The organism is Paraburkholderia sp. BR10872, from assembly GCF_040965835.1.
Taxonomy (GTDB): Bacteria; Pseudomonadota; Gammaproteobacteria; order Burkholderiales; family Burkholderiaceae; genus Paraburkholderia; species Paraburkholderia nodosa_A.
Window position 1 is genome coordinate 1 of the sequence record NZ_JBFRCN010000056.1, and the last position, 20,669, is coordinate 20,669.

Below are 20,669 nucleotides of genomic sequence, written 5' to 3' on the forward strand. Positions count from 1 at the left end.
CCATCAGGCGCGACTCTCATCGTGGCGCGGGGAGTGATCCCCACAACGACGCCGGATAGATTTAGGCAAGCCAACCACAACGTCAACGATCAAGGTTGCAAAAACGGGGGTGACCATAGATTTTTTTATATTCGCCGCGCATTGTTCCGATTTATTTTTCGAAACCGACAGGCTGATTTCTGATAGAAAGGTATACGTAAGGATTGAGCGAAGCCGCCACCTTCAACGGAGCCTCGACCCATGAATCTGCCGAAACGTATGCTCGTTGCCAACGTCGCCTGGGCACAGGAAATCGCCCGGCGCGATCCAATTCTTCAGCACGCTTGCCACAGGGCAAAAGCCCCAGGTGCTGTGGATCGGCTGCTCCGACAGCCGCGTGCCCGCCGAAAGCGTCACGCACTGCGCGCCCGGAGACTTGTTCGTTCACCGCAATATCGCGAACCTTTTCCATCCCGACGATGACAACAACATGAGCGTGCTCGAATACGCGCTGCGTGTGCTGCGAGTCGCGCACATCATCGTTTGCGGGCACTACGGCTGCGGCGGCGTACGCGCCTCGCTGCTACCGCCCGCCGACGCCCTGCCCCATGTGAACCGTCGCATCGAGCCGCTTTGCGCGCTCGCGCAAACGCACCGCTCGACGCTGGCGCGCCTGCCATCGGAAGAGGCACGCATCAACCGCCTTGCCGAACTGAACGTGATCGAACAGGTGCGCCTGCTGCGCGAGCATCCGCTCGTACGTGAGGGCGAACCCGCGCCGCTCGTGCACGGCTGGATCTTTTCGCTGAACGACGGCCAGCTGCGTGAACTCGCGTCGGGCTACGACGTTGGTTCAGCGAAAGCAACCGCCGCGGCCTGTGCTAATCCATTGCGCATTGCACAGCCCACGCACGCTTGAGGCGCACGCCTCAAGTCGCGTCAGGACCGCCGCCGTCGAGTCCTCCACCCTTCTTTTCTACCCGCTTCCATCATGACTTCGAAAGCTTCACTGTCCGCGCTTGCGCGTGACCTCGCCGCCGGCACCGTCGTCTTTCTCGTCGCCCTGCCGCTATGCCTCGGCATTGCCAGGGCTTCTGGGGCCGAGCCGTTGGCCGGCCTCGTTTCCGGTATTGTCGGCGGCATCGTCGTCGCCGCGCTCAGCGGCTCGCGCCTGAGCGTGAGCGGCCCCGCCGCTGGCCTCGTCGTGATCGTCGTGGATGGCATCGCGCGCCTCGGCAGTTTCTCTGCATTCCTGATTGCTGTGCTGCTCGCCGGTGTGCTGCAGTTCGGCTTTGGCATGCTCAAAGCCGGGCGGCTCGCCTCGTATGTGCCCACACCCGTCATCAAGGGCATGCTCGCCGCCATTGGCCTGATGCTGGTCATCAAGCAGATCCCGCTCGCGCTCGGACTGACGTCGGGCAACGAGACCGGGTCTCTCACTCACGCGCTCGAGTCGATCTCGCCCATCGTATGCATGGTCACTGTGATCTCGCTCGCCATTCTCGCGGGTTGGGAAACACGCGCATTGCGACGCTTCACATTGGTGCGGCTCGTGCCCGCACCGCTCGTCGTCGTGCTTGCGGGCGTTAGCGCGACGCTGGTTTGTGGCTCGCTCGGCTCGGCATTCGCGTTGCCGGTCGAACAACGCGTGGCACTGCCTGCCATCGAATCATTTGCGGCCCTCGGCGACGCTCTTCAGTTCGGTGAATTCGAGCTGAGCGTCGCGCGCTTTGCCGACCCGGAGATCTGGATCGTCGCCCTGACGCTCGCCATCGTTGCAAGTCTCGAGACGCTGCTGAGCCTCGAAGCGGTCGAACAGATCGACCCGCAGCGGCGCGCCGCGCCGCCCAACCGTGAACTCAAGGCGCAAGGGGTCGGCAATATCGTCGCCGGCGCGATCGGCGGACTACCCATTACTTCGGTCATCGTGCGCAGCTCGGCAAACGTGCATGCCGGCGCGCAAAGCCGGCTCTCTGCGATCGTGCACGGCGTGCTGCTACTCGTCAGCGTGTTTGCACTCACCGACGTGATCAACATGATTCCGCTCGCGAGTCTTGCGGCCATCCTCATTCACACCGGCCTCAAGCTCGCCAAACCTTCGTTGTTCGTCGCGCTCGCGAAACAAGGCGCGGCGCCGTTCGCGCCATTCATCGTTACGATCGCCAGCGTGCTCGCCACCGACCTCCTCACGGGGATCATGCTCGGCGTGCTGTGCAGCGCGGGGCTCGCGCTGTGGGCGAATCTGCATCGGCCGATCGCGCTCGCGCGGCACGACGATCATTTCCTGGTCTCCTTTCGCAAGGACGTATCTTTTTTAGGCAAGGTGCCGCTCAAGCAGATGCTCGCTCACATCCCGGATCGCGCGACAGTGATTGTCGACACCTCGCGCGCCGATTACATCGATTACGATGTGCGCGAACTGCTCGACCGTTTCATTGCCGAAGCTCCGTTGCGGTCGATCGCGGTGGAAGTCCGCCATGCTGCAGCCGTGCTACCGCCTGCGACTCGCTCGGGCATTTGAGCGCTCGCCCAGCGATGCCTGAGGGGTGCATGGCGGACAGCCCGGAACGCGCCATTGGGTTTTGGGTGCTTCCTCGGGAAGCCGACCGCTGCCGCCGAACTGCTTGCTGCCCAGCAGTGAGCAGCGCCATGACCCGCAGGTACGCGCACAGCCACCATGCGGCTATCAGATCCTGTGATCGCCCGATGCCGGGGAATTTCGCGATGGCGACGACTCACACTCAGGCGCGCACCTCGATCCGGTTGACCACGCCTCCTACGGTGTCCAGACACCACGCATCCATCTCTGCCTGGCGCCTCTCAGCTTCGGTCGCTACACGCCCCGCAAGCGTAATCCGCTTGCTCTCCACGTTGATTGTGATTTGTTCTGCGTGAACGCGCGGATCGGATTCGAGCACGAGAGCGAGGGCCTCGTGAATCTCTTCGTCGCCATCCGCTTCGGCCGGCACCAACTCCAGCAGATTCGTCACGTCCCGGCACCCGCCGACCCACCACGCGATCACGCTTGCGAGCCGTCGATGCGACAGGCTCATCACCTGGCCCGTCAACGTCACGACGCCACCTTCCACGGTGACCTCCACAACGCCGCCGCCCTCCTCGCCGGCCTGGTCCATGGTGCCGCGCAGCATTTCGAGCTGGTCTTTCACGCGCGCACATATCACACAGTTGCGGAACTCCACCGTTCGCAAAATCCGTTCGCAGATCCGCGTGCGCAACTCGCCGTCGCCAATCGGCGGCTCAGCGCTGACGCGCAGTCGGTCAATGAGGGGTTCGCCGTCGCTGTAAGTCCGGGTCAACCGAATAAACCGCTTCTTGGACGCTATGTCCGGCACTTCGCCTGCAACCGTCAAGGCACCGCTGTCGCGGCTGATGTGAATGGGGAAATTGTGGAGTTTCAGGTGCGATTCGCGTTCGAACGCCGCCATCACCTGCTTGAGGATCGCATCAGGGCGTTGCATGATTTGCCTCGCGCAAAGGGGAACGAAGCAGCCACCTCGATGCCCCGCAGTACAAAACGCGTCACGCGAGGCGGGCGCCGCCCAATTCATTATAGTTATTGCGCCCACCCTTCCCCTCAGCGTTGCACGTGTGATCAGACGTCGAAGTACAAATAAAACTCCCACGGATGCGGACGCAGCCTGATTGCGTCGATCTCATGCTTGCGCTTGTACTCAAGCCACGTATCGATGACATCTTCAGTGAAGACATCGCCTCTGCGCAGAAACTCGTTGTCGGCCTCGAGCGCATTCAGCGATTCGTCGAGCGAACCCGGCACCTGACGGACGTCCTTCGCTTTCTCGGGGGGCAGGTCGTAAATGTTGACGTCAAGCGGATCGCCTGGGTCTGTCCTGTTTTCGATGCCGTCGAGCCCGGCCATCAGCATTGCTGAGAAGGCGAGATACGCATTGGCCGACGGATCGGGACACCGGAACTCGACGCGCCGCGCGTTCGGCGAATCGGAGTACATCGGAATGCGCGCGGCCGCCGAGCGGTTGCGTTGTGACATCGCCAGATTCACCGGCGCTTCATATCCGGGCACGAGGCGCTTGTAGGAGTTCGTGGTCGGAGCGCAGAACGCCATCAGCGCTGGCGCATGCTTAAGCAGGCCGCCGATATACCATCGACACATGTCAGACGTAAGCGCCCAGCCATGCGCATCGTAGAACAGATTCTCGTCGTCCTTCCACAGGCTTTGATGGCAGTGCATGCCGCTCGCATTGTCGGCGAAGAGCGGCTTCGGCATAAACGTCGCCACCTTGCCGTGCTGGCGCGCGACGTTCTTGCAGATGTACTTGTAGATCATGACGTTGTCGGCCATCCGCGTAAGCGTGGAAAACCGCATGTCGATTTCGTTCTGCCCCGCTGTCGCCACCTCGTGGTGATGCACTTCCACCTGCACGCCGGCCTGTTGAAGCAACAACACGATCGTCGAGCGGATGTCCTGCAGTGTGTCGTGCGGCGGCGCCGGGAAATATCCTTCCTTGAAGCGAGGCTTGTAACCGAGGTTGCCGCCGCCATACGCGCCTTCGTCGCGGCCCGAATTCCAGTCCCCTTCGGCAGATTCGACAAAGAAGTAGCCGCTATGGGCATCCTGGCCAAAACGGATCGAATCGAATATGAAGAACTCGAGCTCGGGCCCGAAATAGCACGTCGTCGCCATGCCGGTCTGCTTCAGGTAGGCTTCGGCCTTCTTCGCGATGTAGCGCGGGTCGCGCGAGTACGGCTGATGCAACACCGGATCGATCACGTCGCAGATCATCGAGAGTGTGGGCGTTTCGCTCACGTGATCGATGAACGTGGTCGTGGGATCCGGCTTGAGAAGCATGTCGGATTCCTGAATTTCCTGAAATCCGCGGATCGACGAACCGTCGAAACCGATCCCGTTGGCAAAGAGGTCTTCGTGCACCTCGGGCAGCGTGATCGAAAAGTGCTGCCAGAGACCGGGCAGATCCGTGAATTTGAGGTCGACGATCTGAATCTTGTGTTCGCGCAGTAGTTCGATAACCTGTTGCGGGTTATCAGGACGCGCGACACGATAACTGCCGGCGTCGACGGTTACATCGAACGCCGGTGCACCTCGTGGACTGGCCATGGGGACTCTCCCTGCGCAGCTACTGATCGTGTGCGAGCGCTTCGAGACGGGCGTAGCCCGCGTCTTTCGCCGCGCGCTCCGTCGCAAAGGGCTCTTCGGCGACGAGCGAGCGCCGCACTTCGCGCGCATCGAAATCGACGAGCGAGATAACCCACACCCAACCGCCGATCTGCTCGGCCGTCTGCACGAATGCGCGCACGTTGCCTTTGTCCTTGGTGCTCATTTGACCTCCTCACGAGATAAACACAAGGGGAACATGGGTGACGCCAGACTTGACGGGCAGTCTACGCCGGGACCAGGCCCCTTTGTTTCAACCAGTCCAGATTGAAAAGGCGGGAGCGGTACAACTCGCCGCCGTCGCACAGCAGTGTGACGATCGTATGCCCCGGCCCCATCTCCCGGGCAAGCCTGACAGCAGCCGCGACGTTGATGCCTGTCGAACCGCCGACATAGAGCCCTTCTTCGCGCAGCAATCGGTAGACCATGGTGACGCATGACTGGTCGTCGATCTGATAAGCGTCATCGATCGGCGTGCCGTCGAGGTTCGCGGTAAGGCGGCTGGAGCCGATCCCCTCGGTAATCGAGCTGCCTTCCGCGTGAATCTCGCCCGTCTTCACGTAACTGTACAAGCCGCTGCCGTACGGGTCGGCGAGAACGATCCACAGATCGCGGTTCTTCTCCTTCAGGAAGCGGGCCACCCCGGCGAGGGTGCCGCCAGTACCGGTCGCGCTGACGAACGCATCGACCGTGCCAGCGGTATCGCGCCAGATTTCTGGGCCGGTGCTCTCGTAGTGAGCCTTGCGATTGGCAAGGTTGTCGAACTGGTTCGCCCAGATCGCGTCGTCCAGTTCCTCCGCGAGCCTTCCGGCGATCTTCTGGTAGTTGTTCGGGTCCTTGTAGGGGGCGGCCGGTACCGGGTGGACTTCCGCACCCAGGACGCGCAACAGTTCCATTTTCGCGGGAGACTGGGTCTCGGGAATAACGATGACACAGCGATAGCCGCGAGCCGCGCAAATATGGGCAAGGCCGATGCCGGTATTGCCCGCAGTCCCTTCCACTACCGTGCCGCCGGGCCTAAGTTCGCCACGCTGCTCGGCGTCCAGAATAATGGACAGCGCCGCCCGGTCCTTCACCGAACCACCCGGGTTCATGAATTCGGCCTTACCGAGAATCTCGCAGCCGGTTTCGTCGCTGAGACGAGCGAGCCTGATCAGCGGCGTGTCGCCTACGCACCCGACAAAACCCGTCCGAACATGCATATCCTTTCCCCTGCAATCGCAAGCCTGGCATCAGGCCACTCTCACACTGGAAGCATAGGCAAAGATCCGGCGCACTTCCCGACGTTTGAGTGCAGTCGGTGAAGATGACCGGGAAGGGGATACGCCGACTCACTCGCAAAAAGCTTGCCAACGATCAGGGCACGCCGATCATCGCCCGGTCAGCAGCCGAAGGATCTTCTGCACGATGCGTTCGTGCAACTCGAGCGCCTCACCGAGCGTGCTTGCGCCAAAGCTCTCGTTGTCTTTTCGCGCTTGCATTCCGGCGATGCGCGTCACGAAGAGCGCGGGCTCGGCGGTCCGCGCGTCAGTCACACCGCGAAATCGCGTCGTGACCGTCACGCCGGACTCTTCGAGCAGCGTGCGGCGAAAGATCAATTCGTTTTCGGCCATCCAGCGCGACCACTCGCTGCGGTCGAACACCGCAACAGGCCTGTTCTTCGCGTCGAGGATGTAGAAGCGTTCGCACTGGGGCGGGATCGGGCGGGTTCTCATCCATTCCGATCCGGAAGGTGCGAGCAGGAAGCCGATCGCCTCCCGCCACCGGCTATCGTCGACGTGGCCAGGCCAGTCGTTATGCTCAGCCGCCTGGGAAAGTAGAGAAAATGTTCCTGCAACATGACGACGCCTGTCAAATGGATCGGCACGCGAAGGCGAGCCTCAGTTCGATTCCCGTGAACAATGCGCCGGTCAGGGTTTGTCCGCAACCCGGACTGCCCGATCGTTCGTCTGGAGCACGTGGATCGGGCGAGCGATGCGCTGTGAAGCGTCCCCATGCGGCATACTCGAGTCCACGATACCCGAAGGCGCAAAGACATGGTTGCCGACCTCGCACACTCCTGGTTGACGTTCAGCGCGGCTGTAGCCGCTGCAAAGGCCGCCGGCCGCCCGCTTGTCGCGCTCGAGTCGAGCATCATCGCTCACGGCATGCCCTATCCGGAGAATATTCGCACTGCGCGCGAAGTGGAGGCCCTGGTCCGCGCGACGGGAGCCGAACCCGCGACGATTGCACTGATCGGGGGGCGAATTCACATCGGACTTGCTGACGACCAACTGGAACTGCTCGGCCGCTCTGAGCATGTACACAAGGTTAGCCGCCGCGACCTGCCGGCCGTGCTGGCCGCCGGCGGGCTCGGTGCCACGACAGTGGCTGGCACGATGATATGTGCCGCGCTGGCCGGCATCGAGGTCTTCGTCACGGGAGGCATTGGCGGCGTGCACCGGGGCGCGCAGGAAACCTTCGACATCTCGGCCGACCTGCAGGAATTGGCAAAGACCTCGGTGGCGGTGGTGTGTGCCGGTGCGAAGTCCGTCCTGGACATCGGGCTCACACTGGAATACCTGGAGACTTACGGCGTGCCGGTGCTCAGTTGCGGGCAGGACAATTTCGCGGCGTTCTACACGCGCGATAGCGGCTTTCGGGCGGACTTCCGGCTGGACGACGCAGCGGACCAGGCGCGCTTCATCCGCACCAAGTGGAACCTGGGCCTCGAGGGCGGCGTAGTGTTGAGCACGCCGGTGCCGGAGGCATCAGCAATGCCGTCCGCAGAGATCGACGCGCTGACTCAGCAGGCGCTGACTGAGGCCAGGGCACAAGGCATCACAGGTAAGGCCGTGACGCCCTTCCTTCTGTCTCGCATCACGGCACTCACGGGTGGACGCAGTCTGGCGACGAACATCGCGATCGTGAAACACAACGCCGAGGTCGGGGCACGACTGGCGCTGGCGTTGGCACACAGGTTGTGCACTGGATGTCGCGACGAGCGTTCCATCTCGCAGGGTCAATCGGGCTAGCGCTCGCTCGCGAGCCATGCACGCCATCCGCCGAATCCGGAGATATCGGTTCCCGACTTCACGCCATAGGGTTCGCACAAGAAGCCGGTCACCCACGAGCCGTCCGACAATTCGACCTTCCCCAGCACCAGCGGAGACGGCACGGTTGCCATGAACGAGCCTAACTCGACGCTCGGCATGTCCCAGACTTCGACCGCGATCTCGGAGCCGTTCCCGGCAACTCGCCACAATCCCGGGCGTCGGGTGCCGTCCGCGGAAGGCGGCAGCGCGGCCAGCCGATAATGGGCAGCCGTATGCGTTACCTGCATGCGTCGCGCGCCTCGCGAAACCAGGTCCTTGTTCAACGGCAGCCCTTGCATGTGAGCACCGCACACCGCGACGCGAATCCGGTCGTTGGCCGCGACTCGCCTGGCGGAAGGCTCCGGGCGGCTTCCGCCAACACATTCGATGCCACTCGCCGTCTGCAACACATCGGCAACCCCCAGCAGATACTGGTCGGCGAACGCGCGGCCAAAGACCGTCACGCCCCACGGGAGCCCGTTCTTCATGAACGCTGTCGGCGTGGCGACGGCCGCGTAATCGAGCAGATTCATGAAGTTCGTGTAGTAGCCGAGCAATGAGTTCGGCCCAATCGGGTCCTTCTCCAGTTCAGCGAGCGTCACAGGGCGCGGATACGTCGGCGTCAGCACGAAGTCCAATGAATCGAGCACCGCATCGCAGATCGCCTTCAACGCCTGCAGACGATACTGCGCGCGAAACAGTTCGACCGCCGTCGCGCCCGGCGCCTTGGCCAGCACGTTCCGAATAACGGGAAGCACGGCGTCTGGCGTCGCTGACATCAACTCTCCGGCCACGCTGTAGCGTTCCGCAACCCACGGGCCCTGATAAAGGAGATTAGCGGCCTCGACAAAGGGCTCGAAATCGATCTCCACTGCCTCGCCGCCTGCTGCTTCCAGACGCGCACGCGCGCTTGCGAACAATTCCGGACTCTCAGCGCATCCCGCAAATTCAAGACGCGCCGGAACCCCGAACCGGAACGAGGTAGGCTTGCCGAACCCGCTTGCCGAGTTCCATTGCGGGTTTCTGCGACTGTATGCATCGCGAACGTCGGTTTGTGCGGTCAATGAGAGAAGCTCACTGGCCTCGCCGGCCGTTGCCGTGAAGTAGGTCACGCAATCGAGTGTGCGGCAGGCCGGGACGACACCCGCCGTCGACAGGATGCCTTTGGTCGGCTTGAGTCCGATGAGATTGTTCAGGCCGGCAGGCACACGTCCCGACCCCGCCGTGTCGGTACCGAGCGCGAAACTCGCCACGCCCAATGCAACGGCAAGCGATGAACCCGCGCTGGAACCACCCGACGGGTAGTCAGGATGCACGCTGTTGCGGCATTTGCCGTATGGCGAACGCGTGCCGTTCAGACCCGTCGCGAACTGGTCGAGATTGGTCTTCCCGATCGGGATGGCGCCAAGCGAAATCAGCTGGCTGACGAGCGTCGCGGACTCCTTTGGCATGTACGCAAAGCCGGGGCACGCGGCGGTCGTTTGGACTCCTGCAAGGTCGATGTTGTCCTTGATCGCGAACGGGACGCCGTACAACGGCAGACGCTCGAAGTCCTGCTTCTCGAGCCAGTCGAGGTATGGCGCGACTTCGCTTTCGGTCAGTAGATGAATGAAGAGATTGAACTCCGGATTCAGCGCGCTCGCTTTTCCGAGCAGTTCAGTCACGAGCGTGCGCGGCGTGAGGCGCCCGTCACGATACGCGCTGCGAAGCGTGGAAAGCCGCAGATCGAATGTCGGCATGATTTTCTGTCCTTGTACTTAATGGCGTTCAATGACTGCGACTCGTTGCCCTGCGCGCACGGGCGAGCCGGGGGCCACGTAAATATCGCCGACGGTCCCCGCACACGAGGCGAACACCGAAATCTCCATCTTCATCGACTCGACAATGAGCAATACGTCGCCCGCGGCAACGACGTCTCCCGTCTTCACCTTCACCTGCCAGAGGCTGCCGGCGATTTCACAGTCCACGGAGACCTGCCCGTCTTCCAACGGAGCCAGTTGGGCGTCCTCCGCGTCCGGTGCCTCGATTGCCTCTTCAGGGGTGCCCGCTTCGCGCCAACGCTCGCGCTCGGCCTGGAAGGCCGCCTGCTGTCGCGAACGAAACTTGCCGATGCTGTCGGCTTCGCTCTCGAGAAACGCTTGATAATCCGGCAGCGAGAGTTCCGACTCTTCAATCTTCAACGGATAACGCCCAAGCGGAAAATCGGCGCGGATGCGAAGCAGTTCGTCGGCCGACACTTCGTAGAAGCGAATCTGGTCGAAGAAGCGCAGCAAATAGTGCTGACCGGCGAAATCCGCGACCTTGCGATAGCGATTCCACATCTGCAGCGTGCGGCCGACGAATTGATAGCCGCCGGGCCCTTCCATGCCGTACACGCACAGATACGCGCCGCCGATGCCGACCGAGTTCTCCGCGGTCCACGTACGAGCCGGGTTGTATTTGGTCGTCACGAGGCGATGACGCGGATCGAGCGGTGTCGCAACGGGTGCACCCAGGTAGACGTCACCGAGACCCATCACGAGATAGCTCGCGTCGAACACGATCTCTTTGACGGCATCGATGGATTCGAGGTCGTTGATCCGGCGAATGAACTCGAGGTTGCTCGGGCACCACGGCGCATCTTTGCGCACCGTGGTCATGTATTTTTCAATCGCAAGCTGGCACGCCGGGTCATCCCAGGAGAGCGGAATGTGCACGATCCGCGACGGCACGCGCAAATCCTTCTTCAGCAAGACCTGCTCCCACGCCTGACGTACGACATCCAGCAATTGCGCGAGCGCCAGCTGCTCCGGTCGATAGTGAATCTGGAGGGAACGGATGCCAGGCGTCAGATCAACGACGCCGGGAAGCGCCATGGCCTCGAGAGACTGCATGAGCGCGTGTCCACGAAAGCGCGAGACGAGGTCCAGCTCGGCGGGCCCAATCTCGAGCAGCAGATGCGTGTCACCGGACACGCGCGCAACGAGCCGCTCGCCGCCCGAACCCAGGTCGAGCACGATGGGCGAGGTCAGGGACGAGCGTTTGCAGGTCGACGCGTTCGACTCGACCTCCAGGCTTTCCAGTTCGCGGGCGCGTTGACGTGCGGCTTCACGCGCCTCTTCTACCTCCACCGGAACGAAGCGGATCTTGTCGCCGGCCTTCAGTTGCCCGATGTGCCAGAGGTCGGCCTCGATGATGGTCACCGGACAGACGAAGCCGCCAAGACTCGGTCCATCGGGGCCGAGAATCACGGGCATGTCGCCCGTGAAATCGATGGCGCCGACCGCATAGGGATTATCGTGAATATTCGACGGGTGCAGTCCGGCCTCGCCGCCGTCTTCGCGTGCCCATTCCGGCTTCGGCCCGATCAGGCGCACTCCGGTGCGGCTCGAGTTGAAGTGAACTTCCCAATCCGTCTCCAGAAACCTTTCGATGTAGCGCGAGCTGAAGTACTCTGGCGCGCCATGCGGACCATAGATCACGCGGAGGCTCCGCACGTCTTCGAGCTTCGGCACGGCATTCAGCGTCTTGCCAAACTGCGGATTCTCGAGCGGATAGAGGTGAAGTACGTCACCTGCGCGTATTGCGCGCCCGCCATGCCCGCCGAACTGACCGAGCGTGAAGGTGCTGCGGCTGCCGAGATACACGCCGACGTCCAGGCCGCCGCGTACGCACAGATAAGCGCGTGCGCCGGCGCCGCGAATGGTGCCGAGCGACAACGTCGAGCCTGCCGGGACAAAGAGGCTCGTATTCAACGGTTGCTTGACGTCGCCGAGCAGTACGGGAATGTCCGCCCCCGTGATGGCAACGACCGCGTCGGTATTGAAACGCAGCGTCGGGCCGCTCATCGTGATTTCGAGCGCGGCGGCATCGGGGGCGTTGCCAAGCAGGCGGTTGCCCAGCCGCATGGCGCGATCATCCATCGGCCCGGAAGGCGGAATGCCGACTGCCCAGTATCCGAGACGGCCGGGGAAATCCTGGACCGTCGTCTGCGTACCGCCGCTGACGACTTCGACCGTACTGGCCTCGTACTTGAGTCCCTCGAGGCACCGGGTCCATGGTTCGCCCGATGCAAACGGCTTGTCGTCCAGGATCTGACGCAGATAGTCGCGGTTCGTCTCCACGCCGTAAATGCGCGTGCTTTCGAGCGCGTCCTTGAGCGCGCTGCGCGCCTCGTCGCGAGTCTGGGACCAGGCGATCACCTTGGCGAGCATGGGGTCGAAGTACGGCGGCACTTCGCAGCCGGCTTCGATCCACGTGTCGATGCGTAGCGCGCGACCGTCGGCTGGCGGGAACGCGACGTCGGTCAGCAGGCCGGGGCTGGGCTTGAAGTCCCGGCCGGGGTCTTCTGCATAGAGCCGCGCCTGAATCGCATGGCCGCGCGGCGTCAGCTTCGCTGCGAGTTCATGCAACGGCTCGAGCGTGCCCGCTGCCAGCTCGATCATCCAGCGCACGAGGTCGACACCCCACACCTGCTCCGTTACGCCGTGTTCCACCTGCAGGCGCGTGTTGACTTCGAGGAAGTAGAACTGCTCGGCGGCGCTGTCGTACACGAACTCGACGGTGCCGGCGGAGCGATAGTCCACCGCCTTCGCGAGCTTCACGGCAGCCGCACAGAGTGCCTCGGAAATCCCGTCCGGCAAGCACGGCGCGGGCGTTTCCTCGAGCACTTTCTGGTTGCGCCGCTGCACAGAGCAGTCGCGCACGCCGAGTGCGATGGCATCGCCCTTGCCGTCTCCGAAGACCTGCACTTCAAGATGTCGCGCCCGCTCGATGTACTTTTCGAGGAAAACGCCGGAGTCGCTGAAATTGTTTTCACCGAGCCGCTTCACGGCATCGAAATGCGCACTGAGTTCGGCTGCATTCCAGCACACACGCATGCCGATACCACCGCCGCCGGCCGTGCTCTTCAACATCACCGGATAGCCGATGACTTCCGCCGCTTCCAGCCCCGCCATCAGGTCACCGAGCAAGCCGGTGCCCCTGAGCATCGGCACGCCCTCCTTCTCCGCGATTTCGCGCGCCGTGTGCTTCAGGCCGAAGGCGCGCAACTGCGCGGGCGTGGGCCCGATGAACGCGATCCCTGCCGCTTCGCAAGCCTCGCCAAAGGCGGCGTTCTCGGAGAGGAATCCATACCCGGGATGAATGGCCTGCACGCCCTCGCGGCGAGCGATCTCGAGGATTTTTTTCGTCTCGAGATAGGTCATTGCCGCGGGCCCGTCGCCCAGGCAGTGCGCGACGGGAGCCTCGCTTACATGACGGCTCGCTCTATCCGCCTCCGCAAAAACGGAGACTCCGGTGACATCGAGTTCGCGCAGCGTTCTGAGAATCCGGCACGCGATGGCGCCACGATTGGCGATAAGAATCTTCTCGAACATGGAAGGAATCTTGATTCAGAGGCGGGCCGTCCCGCCGTGGGAGATGCGAGCCGCGGTCGTCCACGGCCGTATTCGCGTCAGCGATCTGCCTGAGTCAGCGCTTCGCGCGTGAGCGTGAAATGACGTCCCGCGCGCACGAGCATGGCGAACGAGATCCAGCTGCGGAGATGCTTCAGTCCCATATCAGCAGCTCCGCGGGCGTCGGGTTGTAGGCGTTGCACGGATTGTTCAACTGGGGGCAGTTGGAAATCAGCACGATCACGTCCATCTCGGCACGCAGCTCGACGTACTTCCCCGGTGCGGAAATGCCGTCTTCGAAGGTGAGGCCCCCTTCCGCCGTCACGGGCACATTCATGAAGAAGTTGACGTTCGCGCCGATGTCCTGCTTCGAGAGGCGGCCGTCATGCGCGCAAGCGCGCAGGAAGTTGTCGCGGCAGCTGTGCATATAGCGCTTTCCCAGCGCATAGCGCACGGTGTTGCTCTCCTGTGCGCAGGCACCGCCGAGCGTATCGTGGCGTCCGCAGGTATCGGCAACGACGGTCAGCATCGGATTGCCGAAATTCGAGTACAACACCGAGCCGGCCGTCAGGTAGAGCCTTTTCTGCCGACGCAGCGTGCGTTGTGGGTCAAAGCGCTCGCGCGGATCGGCGAGGCTGTAGAACAGCGTATCGACCGCCTGGTTGCCCTCCAGATCGACGATGCGCAGTGTCTGGCCCGCCTTCACTTCGTGAAGCCAGGGCTCACCCGCGGCCACCGTCTCGCGGTAGACCGCGCTCTCGGGCTGTTTGTCGCTGACGACAAGCGTGCTCATCATGAAGTGGCCTCCGCTCAAAGAAAGAATCGCTCTGTGTTGATAAACCCGCGCACGTTTTCCTCGCATGCGGTACGGCACACTTCAGCCACGCCAGGCTGCGCCTCGCTCAATTCGAGTTTCACCGCTTTGGGCGCATATTCAGGGTTCGGGTCGAGCGGGTGCTGAATCGCGGTGAGCACGACAAGCGTGTTCATCGGCGCATACAGTTCGACGTAGTCGCCGGCCTTCGAGTTGTGGCTCACGAAATTCAGCTCTCCTTCGCTCGTGACATCAACGCGGCTGAAAAGATTGAGCGTCATCAGGAGGTCTGAGATCTCGAGGCCCCACTTACTCATCTCGACGAGCAAGTTGTCCGTGCCGTTCCGGTAGAACGCGTTGCGCAGTTCCTGATAACGGCCAGCACCGTACCGCGCCGTGACCTCGTCGGCGTTCGAGACACCGCCGATGCTGTCGTGCCACCCGCATGTGTCGTCGACGATGGCAGCGAGAACACGCCCCATATCGGAGTACAGGCAGTGCCCCGTCGTGAGCTTTGCAGTGTGCTGGCACTTCAGCGAATCCGGGAGGTTCAGTCGCTCGCTCTTCTCCGTTGCATTGACCATCATGACGCTGACATTGGCGCCACCGTGCAGGTCGGTCACGCGCAGCGATTGCCCGCGCTTCACGATGAGCGAGGTATGGCCCCCGCCCGGTACGGTTTCTTCAAGCAATAACTTCATGTTCGAGTTCCCTTCATGAGACCGCTTCGATGCTGGACGCGCCTTGAACCGCCGCGCGCGCCAGATGCACCGCGGACACCGATTCGCGGCTGCGGTCGAGTGGAATGTTGTAGGTGACACGGGCTCCGTAGGCACCCGGCGCCTGGGGGTCCACGCGGACCTTGTCGAAAACCAGCACACGGCTTCCCAACGTGAAGCCCTCTTTGAGGTCATGCGTAACCATGAAAATGGTCAGCTTCGCTTCGCGCCACAGGTCCGAGAGCAGCGTGTGCATGTCCTTGCGGATACCGGGGTCGAGTGCGCCAAACGGCTCGTCGAGCAGCAGGACGCGCGGCTTCATCATCAGGGCCTGTGCGATGGCGAGGCGTTGCTGCATACCGCCGGAGAGTTGCTGCGGGTACTTGTTCAAGGCCGCACCGAGCCCCACCCGCTCGAGCATGGCGGCCGCCTCGTCTCGCGCGGCGCGCCGCTGCGCCCCGAAGAGTCTGCCCGTGAGCTTCGCTTTCGGAAGCTCCAGTCCCAGCATCACGTTGCGCAATACGCTCAGGTGCTCGAACACCGAGTAGCGTTGAAACACCACGCCACGATGGGCATCCGGCTCGCCCGGCAGCGGTTGACCGTCCAGCAGGATCTCGCCGCGCGTCACTTGCTCCTGACCCAGCAGCAGCCGCAAAAACGTCGACTTTCCGCAGCCGGAAGCGCCGACCATCGAACAGAACTCGCCCTCCTGGATCGTCAGATTCAAACGTTCCAGAACTACCTGGCCGCCGTACTCTTTCCATACATTACGGACTTCGATCATCGCCCACCTCCGCCGTACCAGGGGAAGGACCACTGCGTGATGCGGCGAAGCAGTTCATCGGTGAGCCACGCGAGCAGCGTGATCCAGGCGACGTACGGCAGAATCAGATCCATGGAGAGGTAGCGGCGCACGAGGAAGATGCGATAGCCCAGGCCGTCCGTCGATGCGATCGCTTCGGCGGCGATGAGAAAGAGCCATGCAGCTCCGAGCGAAAGCCGCATCGCCACCAGCAGGCGCGGCAGGAGTTGGGGCAAAACCAGACGCAGAATCACCGTCCAGCTCGTGGCCCCCAACGTCTGCGCCTTGACCCACAGCTCGGCGGGAATCTCGCGGGCACGGGCGTGCAGGTCCCGAATGATCATCGGCGTGATGCCGAAAACGATGAGCACGACCTTCGATAGCTCATCGAGCCCGAAGACGATGAAAAGAATCGGCAGCACGGCCAGTGGAGGCACCATCGAGACGACGGTGATGAATGGCGAGAGCGTTGCGCTGACGAGCGGAAACGAGCCGGTCGCGATAGCGGCCACCAGTGCAATCACCGCGCTTACGACGAGACCGATACCCAGTCGTCGCAAGCTCGACAGCGTGTCGTCCCACAACAGATATTCACCCGTGCGCTTGTCTTCGGTGAATGCGACCAATCTCACGGCATCGCTCATTTGCGCCGCGCTCGGAAGCAGCTTGTCATCGGGATTGAGCTTGAGCCGCTGCGCAGATCCCGTGAAATACACGGCAAACAGCACGACGAACGGCAGCAGGAGCAGCATCATGCTGCCGATCCGGCTCGGATGTCGATTGATGAGTCGCATGGTGACCGCCTGGTTGTGGCTTCGAAATCAGTCTCAGAGCTTGCCCGCGGCCGCCATCTCGACGTAGCTCGGGTCGAAACGCAGCTTGACGTTGTTCTTGTCGCCGACGATCACATTCTTGTCGAATGCCATGCCCACGGAATCCGCGCTCTTTGCATCCTGGCCGAGCAGACCGTGGTCAAAGGAGAACTTCGCGACGCGCGTCATGATCTTCGGCATGTCCGGGCTCGTGACGAAAGCGACTGCCGCCTGAGGTGTGTAAAAGAGCGCGGTGGTCGACAGCTGCCCCCTGAAGTTCGCAAGGTCGGTACCGGAGGCCTTCGCCATCGACGTCAGCGCGCTGGTGCTCGCCGCCGAATTGCTGTGCATCAGCGCGACCATCTCGAACCATGCGCCGGTCAGTGCCTTGCCGAGCGCCGGGTTCTCCTGCAGCGTCTTCGTGTTGACGACCATCATGTCCATGATTTCGCCGGGAATCTTGCTCGAATCGAAGACTTCGGTAACGTTCGGCTGCGCCTTCAGATCGGCGAGCATCGGGTTCCACGTCACCGCGTTGTGAACAGTCGGCGTCGCGAATGCGCCCGAGATATCGGCGTCGGATGTGTTCACGACCTTGAGATCGCGCTCGCTCATATGGGCGCTTTCCAAGGCGCGCGCGAGCAGGTAGTGAGAGACCGAGAACTGCACGAGATTGACCTGCTGGCCTTTCAGGTCGGCGATCTGCCTGCCCTTGCCCTTCATGAGCACGCCGTCGTTGCCGTTCGAGTAGTCGCTCACGATCAGCGCAGTCGAATCGACGCCGCCCGAAGCCGGGATGGTGAGCGCGTCCATGTTGGTCATTGCGCAGCCGTCGAACTTGCCAGCCGTGTACTGATTGATGGATTCGACGTAGTCGTTCAGCTGGACGACATCGATCTTGATGCCGTACTTCGTGGCCCACTTAGAGATGATGCCCTGGGTTTTTGCCTGGCCCCACGGCATCCAGCCGGCGTAGATGGTCCAGCAAACCTTGAAGTCGCTGCGGCCCGCAGCGAACACGGAACTTGAAGCGAAGGTGGCGAGGGAGACGGCGGCGATGCCAAGACAGCGAACGAGCTTGCGCATGAGGTTGACCTCGAAAGGGACGGTTAGCAACGGCAGGGAGCAGCGCAAACATCGCGTTCTCTCCCGGGCTTTTATCCCGCCGTGTAACCTCGCCTGAGGTCGCCAGCTCTCGGACCAGCACCTGCGAGAAGCAGGCCGGAACCCTAGCTGTCCATTTCCAGATTGTCTGAACCGGATGCTGCGCCGGCTCCTTGCCCACTCCTTAAAGCGAGAAGCGTGCCAATGAACCCAGGCACGGCTTTGTGGCGTGGAAGGCGTTTCTTCGCCCTGCGCCGGTAACAACGTGCACTAATATGCGTCGCGGCGCACCCGTTTCGGGCACTGCGACGGGCCATTCGTATCGCGGTTCGAACCCAAACCGCGCGAATTCTATGCGGCCGACGGCAGTACGGGCTTGCGCCACGACCTTTCGTCGCCCGATGTGAAATGCCGTTTCGGGACTGGCGAAGCTCCCGGCCTTCGACCCGGTCACAGTGAACCTATGGCTTCAGCACGGCCCTGACGATTCCGCCGACGGCTTCTTTGGCACTGGCCGCCGCGTTCTCGTCGTATGCGATGGTTGTCCCGCGCTCGATACACGCATCGCTATAACTAAACGGTTGCTTCGTCGTGGCGTCGACGAGCAGTCCGTTTTCGACCTCGACCGTCCGGCAGTTTCGTGTGGTCTGCGCCTGCGATAGCTGCTGGGGTTCCCTGAGCGCTCGCGCGTCAAAGAAGTGACTGGCGCCGACGTACTCGGTCAACTGGACGTCATGCAGTTTCGTTCTCAGACGTTCCACATAGGCACGGCATGGCGCGACGGGATTGTAGTTGTCTGCAGTCCCCTGGAAAATACGCACAGGTTTGCCAACGACATCCTCGTCTTCGAGATACGTGGAGGTACAGTCGGGATAGAAAGCGACGAACGCCGCGAACTGGGTGCCGGGTTGGGCGTGCATCTTCTGGAACCGGCTCAGGCTTGCATAGAGCGCGTTTTGCCCTCCACGCGAGAAGCCCATGAGCATGATCCGGTTCGGGTCGATTCTCGGGTGCTTCGAAAGCGTCGCAATGGCGCGATAGGCATCCTCGGTCTGTGCCAGGCGGCCGAGTTGCGCTTGATCGTTGATCGTGTTGACGATACCTCGGCCGGAGAAGCTGTCGATCACGAAAGTCGCGACACCGAGCGATAGAAAATACTCCTCCCAGTCGGTGATGCTGCTGCCGATTCCGCCGGACGCATGCAGCAGGATGACGAGCGGAAGCCGGTCAGCACCGTTTCGGGGAAGCCGAAGTTCGCCAGCCACCGTAACAGGTTTGCCATCCTCGCGCCCGCTCAGAAATTCCTGGTCCGTGAGCGTCACGGACGGAATCGGGATGACCTCCATTCGCGTCACCTGCGCGCGTGAGGCGTTCGCGAGGCAGCTGCACACGCAGATCAATGCGATTCGGACGAGCAGAGTTTTGCTTGTTCTCGACATGACGCGCCTCTTCTTCAGTACTGGTTCGCGTGACTGACTTACGAAGTCCAGTATAGGCAGACGTAGTGCGAGAGCGGGAGATCAGTCAGGCAACGGCGGCAAGCCATCGAAGCGCGGTTCACGCCTGGCCTGCCAGCCTGCGATGGCTTCGGAGAGGTCCGCCGTATCGAATATGGCGCTCTGAAGCAGGGCCATGTGCTGCAGCGACTCCGCGGTTGCGTGGTCGCGGGCGAAGTTCATCGCCGTCTTGGTCCCCGCCACAGCCAGCGGCGATTTCGATGCGATGCTGCGGGCCAGCTCCATCGCATGGTGCTGGAGCGCATCGGCGTCGGGCAGCACGGCATTGACGAGCCCCACGGCGAGCGCCCGTTCGGCACTCAAACGCTCGCTCGTGTACGCCATCTGGCGCGCCACGCCCGCAGGAATGAGTTTGGGCAGGCGTTGCAGCACGCCCAGATCGGCCACCATGCCGATCTGCGTTTCCTGCAGGCAGAAGAAGGCGTCCGCCGTGCACACGCGAATGTCGCAAGCAACGGCAAGGTCGAGCCCGCCTCCGATGCATCCGCCCTGCACGGCGCAGATAACGGGGAAACGTGCCTTGTCGAGTACGTCGAAGCAGTCCATCAGATCTGCGAGAGCGCGCTGAAAACCGAGGCGTTTGCGTGGACTGCGGGTGTCGAAGTCGTTCGCTATGTTGGCGAACACCTCGAAATCCATGCCGGCCGAAAAGTGCTTGCCCATCGAACTGATGACGAGCACGCGGACCTCGCCACTCGCATCGAGTGCCTGCACCATTTCGCGCAGGCCCGTATAAAACGCGAGGTCCATTACATTGAGCCGGTCGGGACGGTTCAATTGAAGATGCGCGATGCCGGCTTCGTTACTGAGGCGAAAGTATTGATCGTTCATGGATGGCTCGCGGCTTTATACGCGGGGAGAACATGAGCCAGACGCGCGCCCATCTCGGCACCCAGTACCTGCAGTGCATTGAACGGCCGGATCATCACTTCGAACTCGACGATGAGGCCCGCCTCATCGAAGCGGATCATGTCGATGCCTTTGAGCTGCTTGTCCTGCACGGTCGCGCTGAACTCAAGCACGACGTTCAGCCCGTCGGCACTGCTGAACTGCCTATGATAGGTAAAGTCCCCGAAAATGGTGATCACCGTACGCAGCGCCATCAGCAAGGCGGGCGCGGGACCGTAGGGCTTGAACGCCATCGGCGAGCGAAAAACGGCCTCCGGATGCACGATGGGCTCCAGCCGGCTGAGATCCTTGCTGTCCACGAGCTCATGCCAGATCGCGAGGGACCGCGCGACAGCGGGAGAAAGATTGAGTATGGCGTCAGTCATATCGGGTCCGTTTTCAGGTCCTGGGGAAA

At 62.2% G+C, this 20,669-nt stretch carries 18 protein-coding genes, 1 pseudogene and 1 riboswitch; of the genes and pseudogenes, 4 read left to right on the forward strand and 15 right to left on the reverse strand.

The annotated features are described in order from the left end of the window. The 3 genes and pseudogenes from AB4Y43_RS32325 to AB4Y43_RS32335 form a co-directional block, all read left to right on the forward strand. On the forward strand, nt 1–183 hold a 183-nt coding region (locus tag AB4Y43_RS32325; RefSeq protein ID WP_368729641.1), incomplete at its 5' end, for a hypothetical protein. Between the two features lie 57 nt (nt 184–240). Then, nucleotides 241–898, forward strand: a pseudogene (locus AB4Y43_RS32330) (carbonic anhydrase). Between the two features lie 72 nt (nt 899–970). Next, on the forward strand, nt 971–2,500 hold the full coding sequence (locus tag AB4Y43_RS32335) for a SulP family inorganic anion transporter (RefSeq protein ID WP_368617542.1): 1,530 nt from the start codon (nt 971–973) through the stop codon (nt 2,498–2,500). A 220-nt stretch (nt 2,501–2,720) separates the two neighbouring features. Here the strand turns inward: AB4Y43_RS32335 and AB4Y43_RS32340 are convergent, their stop codons facing one another. From AB4Y43_RS32340 to AB4Y43_RS32360, 5 genes are all read right to left on the reverse strand, one after another. Continuing rightward, nucleotides 2,721–3,458, reverse strand: a complete 738-nt coding sequence (locus AB4Y43_RS32340) for a BON domain-containing protein (RefSeq protein ID WP_368729642.1) — start codon at nt 3,456–3,458, stop codon at nt 2,721–2,723. Between the two features lie 134 nt (nt 3,459–3,592). Beyond that, nucleotides 3,593–5,092 carry a type I glutamate--ammonia ligase gene (gene glnA, locus AB4Y43_RS32345; protein ID WP_368617540.1) on the reverse strand — a complete coding sequence of 500 codons (1,500 nt, stop codon included), beginning with the start codon at nt 5,090–5,092 and terminating at the stop codon, nt 3,593–3,595. A gap of 19 nt (nt 5,093–5,111) precedes the next feature. Continuing rightward, nucleotides 5,112–5,315: a hypothetical protein gene (locus AB4Y43_RS32350; RefSeq protein ID WP_069262085.1), complete on the reverse strand. Its 204-nt coding sequence runs from the start codon at nt 5,313–5,315 to the stop codon at nt 5,112–5,114. A gap of 61 nt (nt 5,316–5,376) precedes the next feature. Continuing rightward, entirely contained in the window at nt 5,377–6,351 is a 975-nt protein-coding gene (locus AB4Y43_RS32355) for a cysteine synthase A (protein ID WP_368603131.1), read from the reverse strand. Nucleotides 6,352–6,519: 168 nt separating this feature from the next. Continuing rightward, nucleotides 6,520–6,864, reverse strand: coding sequence for a hypothetical protein (locus AB4Y43_RS32360; protein ID WP_368729643.1), 345 nt, complete (start codon nt 6,862–6,864; stop codon nt 6,520–6,522). Nucleotides 6,865–7,185: 321 nt separating this feature from the next. Between AB4Y43_RS32360 and AB4Y43_RS32365 the strand changes: the two genes are divergently transcribed. Next, nucleotides 7,186–8,163, forward strand: coding sequence for a pseudouridine-5'-phosphate glycosidase (locus tag AB4Y43_RS32365; RefSeq protein ID WP_368729644.1), 978 nt, complete (start codon nt 7,186–7,188; stop codon nt 8,161–8,163). On the opposite strand, the gene atzF is transcribed toward AB4Y43_RS32365, so the two are convergent. From atzF to AB4Y43_RS32415, 10 genes are all read right to left on the reverse strand, one after another. After that, nucleotides 8,160–9,962 carry an allophanate hydrolase gene (gene atzF / locus AB4Y43_RS32370; protein ID WP_368729645.1) on the reverse strand — a complete coding sequence of 601 codons (1,803 nt, stop codon included), beginning with the start codon at nt 9,960–9,962 and terminating at the stop codon, nt 8,160–8,162. The genes AB4Y43_RS32365 and atzF overlap by 4 nt on opposite strands. Nucleotides 9,963–9,980: 18 nt before the next feature. Beyond that, on the reverse strand, nt 9,981–13,580 hold the full coding sequence (gene uca / locus AB4Y43_RS32375) for an urea carboxylase (protein ID WP_368729646.1): 3,600 nt from the start codon (nt 13,578–13,580) through the stop codon (nt 9,981–9,983). A gap of 172 nt (nt 13,581–13,752) precedes the next feature. Further along, on the reverse strand, nt 13,753–14,394 hold the full coding sequence (locus tag AB4Y43_RS32380) for an urea amidolyase associated protein UAAP2 (RefSeq protein ID WP_368729647.1): 642 nt from the start codon (nt 14,392–14,394) through the stop codon (nt 13,753–13,755). Between the two features lie 14 nt (nt 14,395–14,408). Next, complete coding sequence (locus tag AB4Y43_RS32385; RefSeq protein ID WP_368729648.1) at nt 14,409–15,113, reverse strand: urea amidolyase associated protein UAAP1; 705 nt, start codon at nt 15,111–15,113, stop codon at nt 14,409–14,411. A gap of 13 nt (nt 15,114–15,126) precedes the next feature. After that, nucleotides 15,127–15,915 (reverse strand): ABC transporter ATP-binding protein, encoded by a 789-nt coding sequence (locus AB4Y43_RS32390; protein WP_069262093.1) that lies wholly within the window; start codon nt 15,913–15,915, stop codon nt 15,127–15,129. After that, on the reverse strand, nt 15,912–16,727 hold the full coding sequence (locus AB4Y43_RS32395) for an ABC transporter permease (protein ID WP_069262094.1): 816 nt from the start codon (nt 16,725–16,727) through the stop codon (nt 15,912–15,914). The genes AB4Y43_RS32390 and AB4Y43_RS32395 overlap by 4 nt, the downstream gene beginning before the upstream one ends. Nucleotides 16,728–16,760: 33 nt before the next feature. Further along, the gene (locus tag AB4Y43_RS32400; RefSeq protein ID WP_368729649.1) at nt 16,761–17,831 is read right to left on the reverse strand and encodes a putative urea ABC transporter substrate-binding protein; all 1,071 of its coding nucleotides are present in this window, start codon (nt 17,829–17,831) and stop codon (nt 16,761–16,763) included. 58 nt (nt 17,832–17,889) lie between these two features. After that, nucleotides 17,890–17,989: riboswitch (guanidine-I (ykkC/yxkD leader) on the reverse strand. Between the two features lie 321 nt (nt 17,990–18,310). Further along, on the reverse strand, nt 18,311–19,195 hold the full coding sequence (locus tag AB4Y43_RS32405) for a dienelactone hydrolase family protein (protein WP_368729650.1): 885 nt from the start codon (nt 19,193–19,195) through the stop codon (nt 18,311–18,313). 174 nt (nt 19,196–19,369) lie between these two features. After that, the gene (locus AB4Y43_RS32410; RefSeq protein WP_368729651.1) at nt 19,370–20,197 is read right to left on the reverse strand and encodes an enoyl-CoA hydratase-related protein; all 828 of its coding nucleotides are present in this window, start codon (nt 20,195–20,197) and stop codon (nt 19,370–19,372) included. Next, nucleotides 20,194–20,640, reverse strand: coding sequence for a nuclear transport factor 2 family protein (locus AB4Y43_RS32415; RefSeq protein WP_368729652.1), 447 nt, complete (start codon nt 20,638–20,640; stop codon nt 20,194–20,196). The genes AB4Y43_RS32410 and AB4Y43_RS32415 overlap by 4 nt, the downstream gene beginning before the upstream one ends. Between the last annotated feature and the right edge of the window lie 29 nt (nt 20,641–20,669).

Excerpts from the sequence above, each read along its gene's own strand:
- AB4Y43_RS32335 (WP_368617542.1), top strand. The coding sequence starts at position 971 with ATGACTTCGAAAGCTTCACTGTCCGCGCTTGCGCGTGACCTCGCCGCC.
- AB4Y43_RS32340 (WP_368729642.1), bottom strand. The coding sequence starts at position 3,458 with ATGCAACGCCCTGATGCGATCCTCAAGCAGGTGATGGCGGCGTTCGAA.
- glnA (WP_368617540.1), bottom strand. The coding sequence starts at position 5,092 with ATGGCCAGTCCACGAGGTGCACCGGCGTTCGATGTAACCGTCGACGCC.
- AB4Y43_RS32350 (WP_069262085.1), bottom strand. The coding sequence starts at position 5,315 with ATGAGCACCAAGGACAAAGGCAACGTGCGCGCATTCGTGCAGACGGCC.
- AB4Y43_RS32355 (WP_368603131.1), bottom strand. The coding sequence starts at position 6,351 with ATGCATGTTCGGACGGGTTTTGTCGGGTGCGTAGGCGACACGCCGCTG.
- AB4Y43_RS32360 (WP_368729643.1), bottom strand. The coding sequence starts at position 6,864 with ATGAGAACCCGCCCGATCCCGCCCCAGTGCGAACGCTTCTACATCCTC.
- AB4Y43_RS32365 (WP_368729644.1), top strand. The coding sequence starts at position 7,186 with ATGGTTGCCGACCTCGCACACTCCTGGTTGACGTTCAGCGCGGCTGTA.
- atzF (WP_368729645.1), bottom strand. The coding sequence starts at position 9,962 with ATGCCGACATTCGATCTGCGGCTTTCCACGCTTCGCAGCGCGTATCGT.
- uca (WP_368729646.1), bottom strand. The coding sequence starts at position 13,580 with ATGTTCGAGAAGATTCTTATCGCCAATCGTGGCGCCATCGCGTGCCGG.
- AB4Y43_RS32380 (WP_368729647.1), bottom strand. The coding sequence starts at position 14,394 with ATGATGAGCACGCTTGTCGTCAGCGACAAACAGCCCGAGAGCGCGGTC.
- AB4Y43_RS32385 (WP_368729648.1), bottom strand. The coding sequence starts at position 15,113 with ATGAAGTTATTGCTTGAAGAAACCGTACCGGGCGGGGGCCATACCTCG.
- AB4Y43_RS32390 (WP_069262093.1), bottom strand. The coding sequence starts at position 15,915 with ATGATCGAAGTCCGTAATGTATGGAAAGAGTACGGCGGCCAGGTAGTT.
- AB4Y43_RS32395 (WP_069262094.1), bottom strand. The coding sequence starts at position 16,727 with ATGCGACTCATCAATCGACATCCGAGCCGGATCGGCAGCATGATGCTG.
- AB4Y43_RS32400 (WP_368729649.1), bottom strand. The coding sequence starts at position 17,831 with ATGCGCAAGCTCGTTCGCTGTCTTGGCATCGCCGCCGTCTCCCTCGCC.
- AB4Y43_RS32405 (WP_368729650.1), bottom strand. The coding sequence starts at position 19,195 with ATGGAGGTCATCCCGATTCCGTCCGTGACGCTCACGGACCAGGAATTT.
- AB4Y43_RS32410 (WP_368729651.1), bottom strand. The coding sequence starts at position 20,197 with ATGAACGATCAATACTTTCGCCTCAGTAACGAAGCCGGCATCGCGCAT.
- AB4Y43_RS32415 (WP_368729652.1), bottom strand. The coding sequence starts at position 20,640 with ATGACTGACGCCATACTCAATCTTTCTCCCGCTGTCGCGCGGTCCCTC.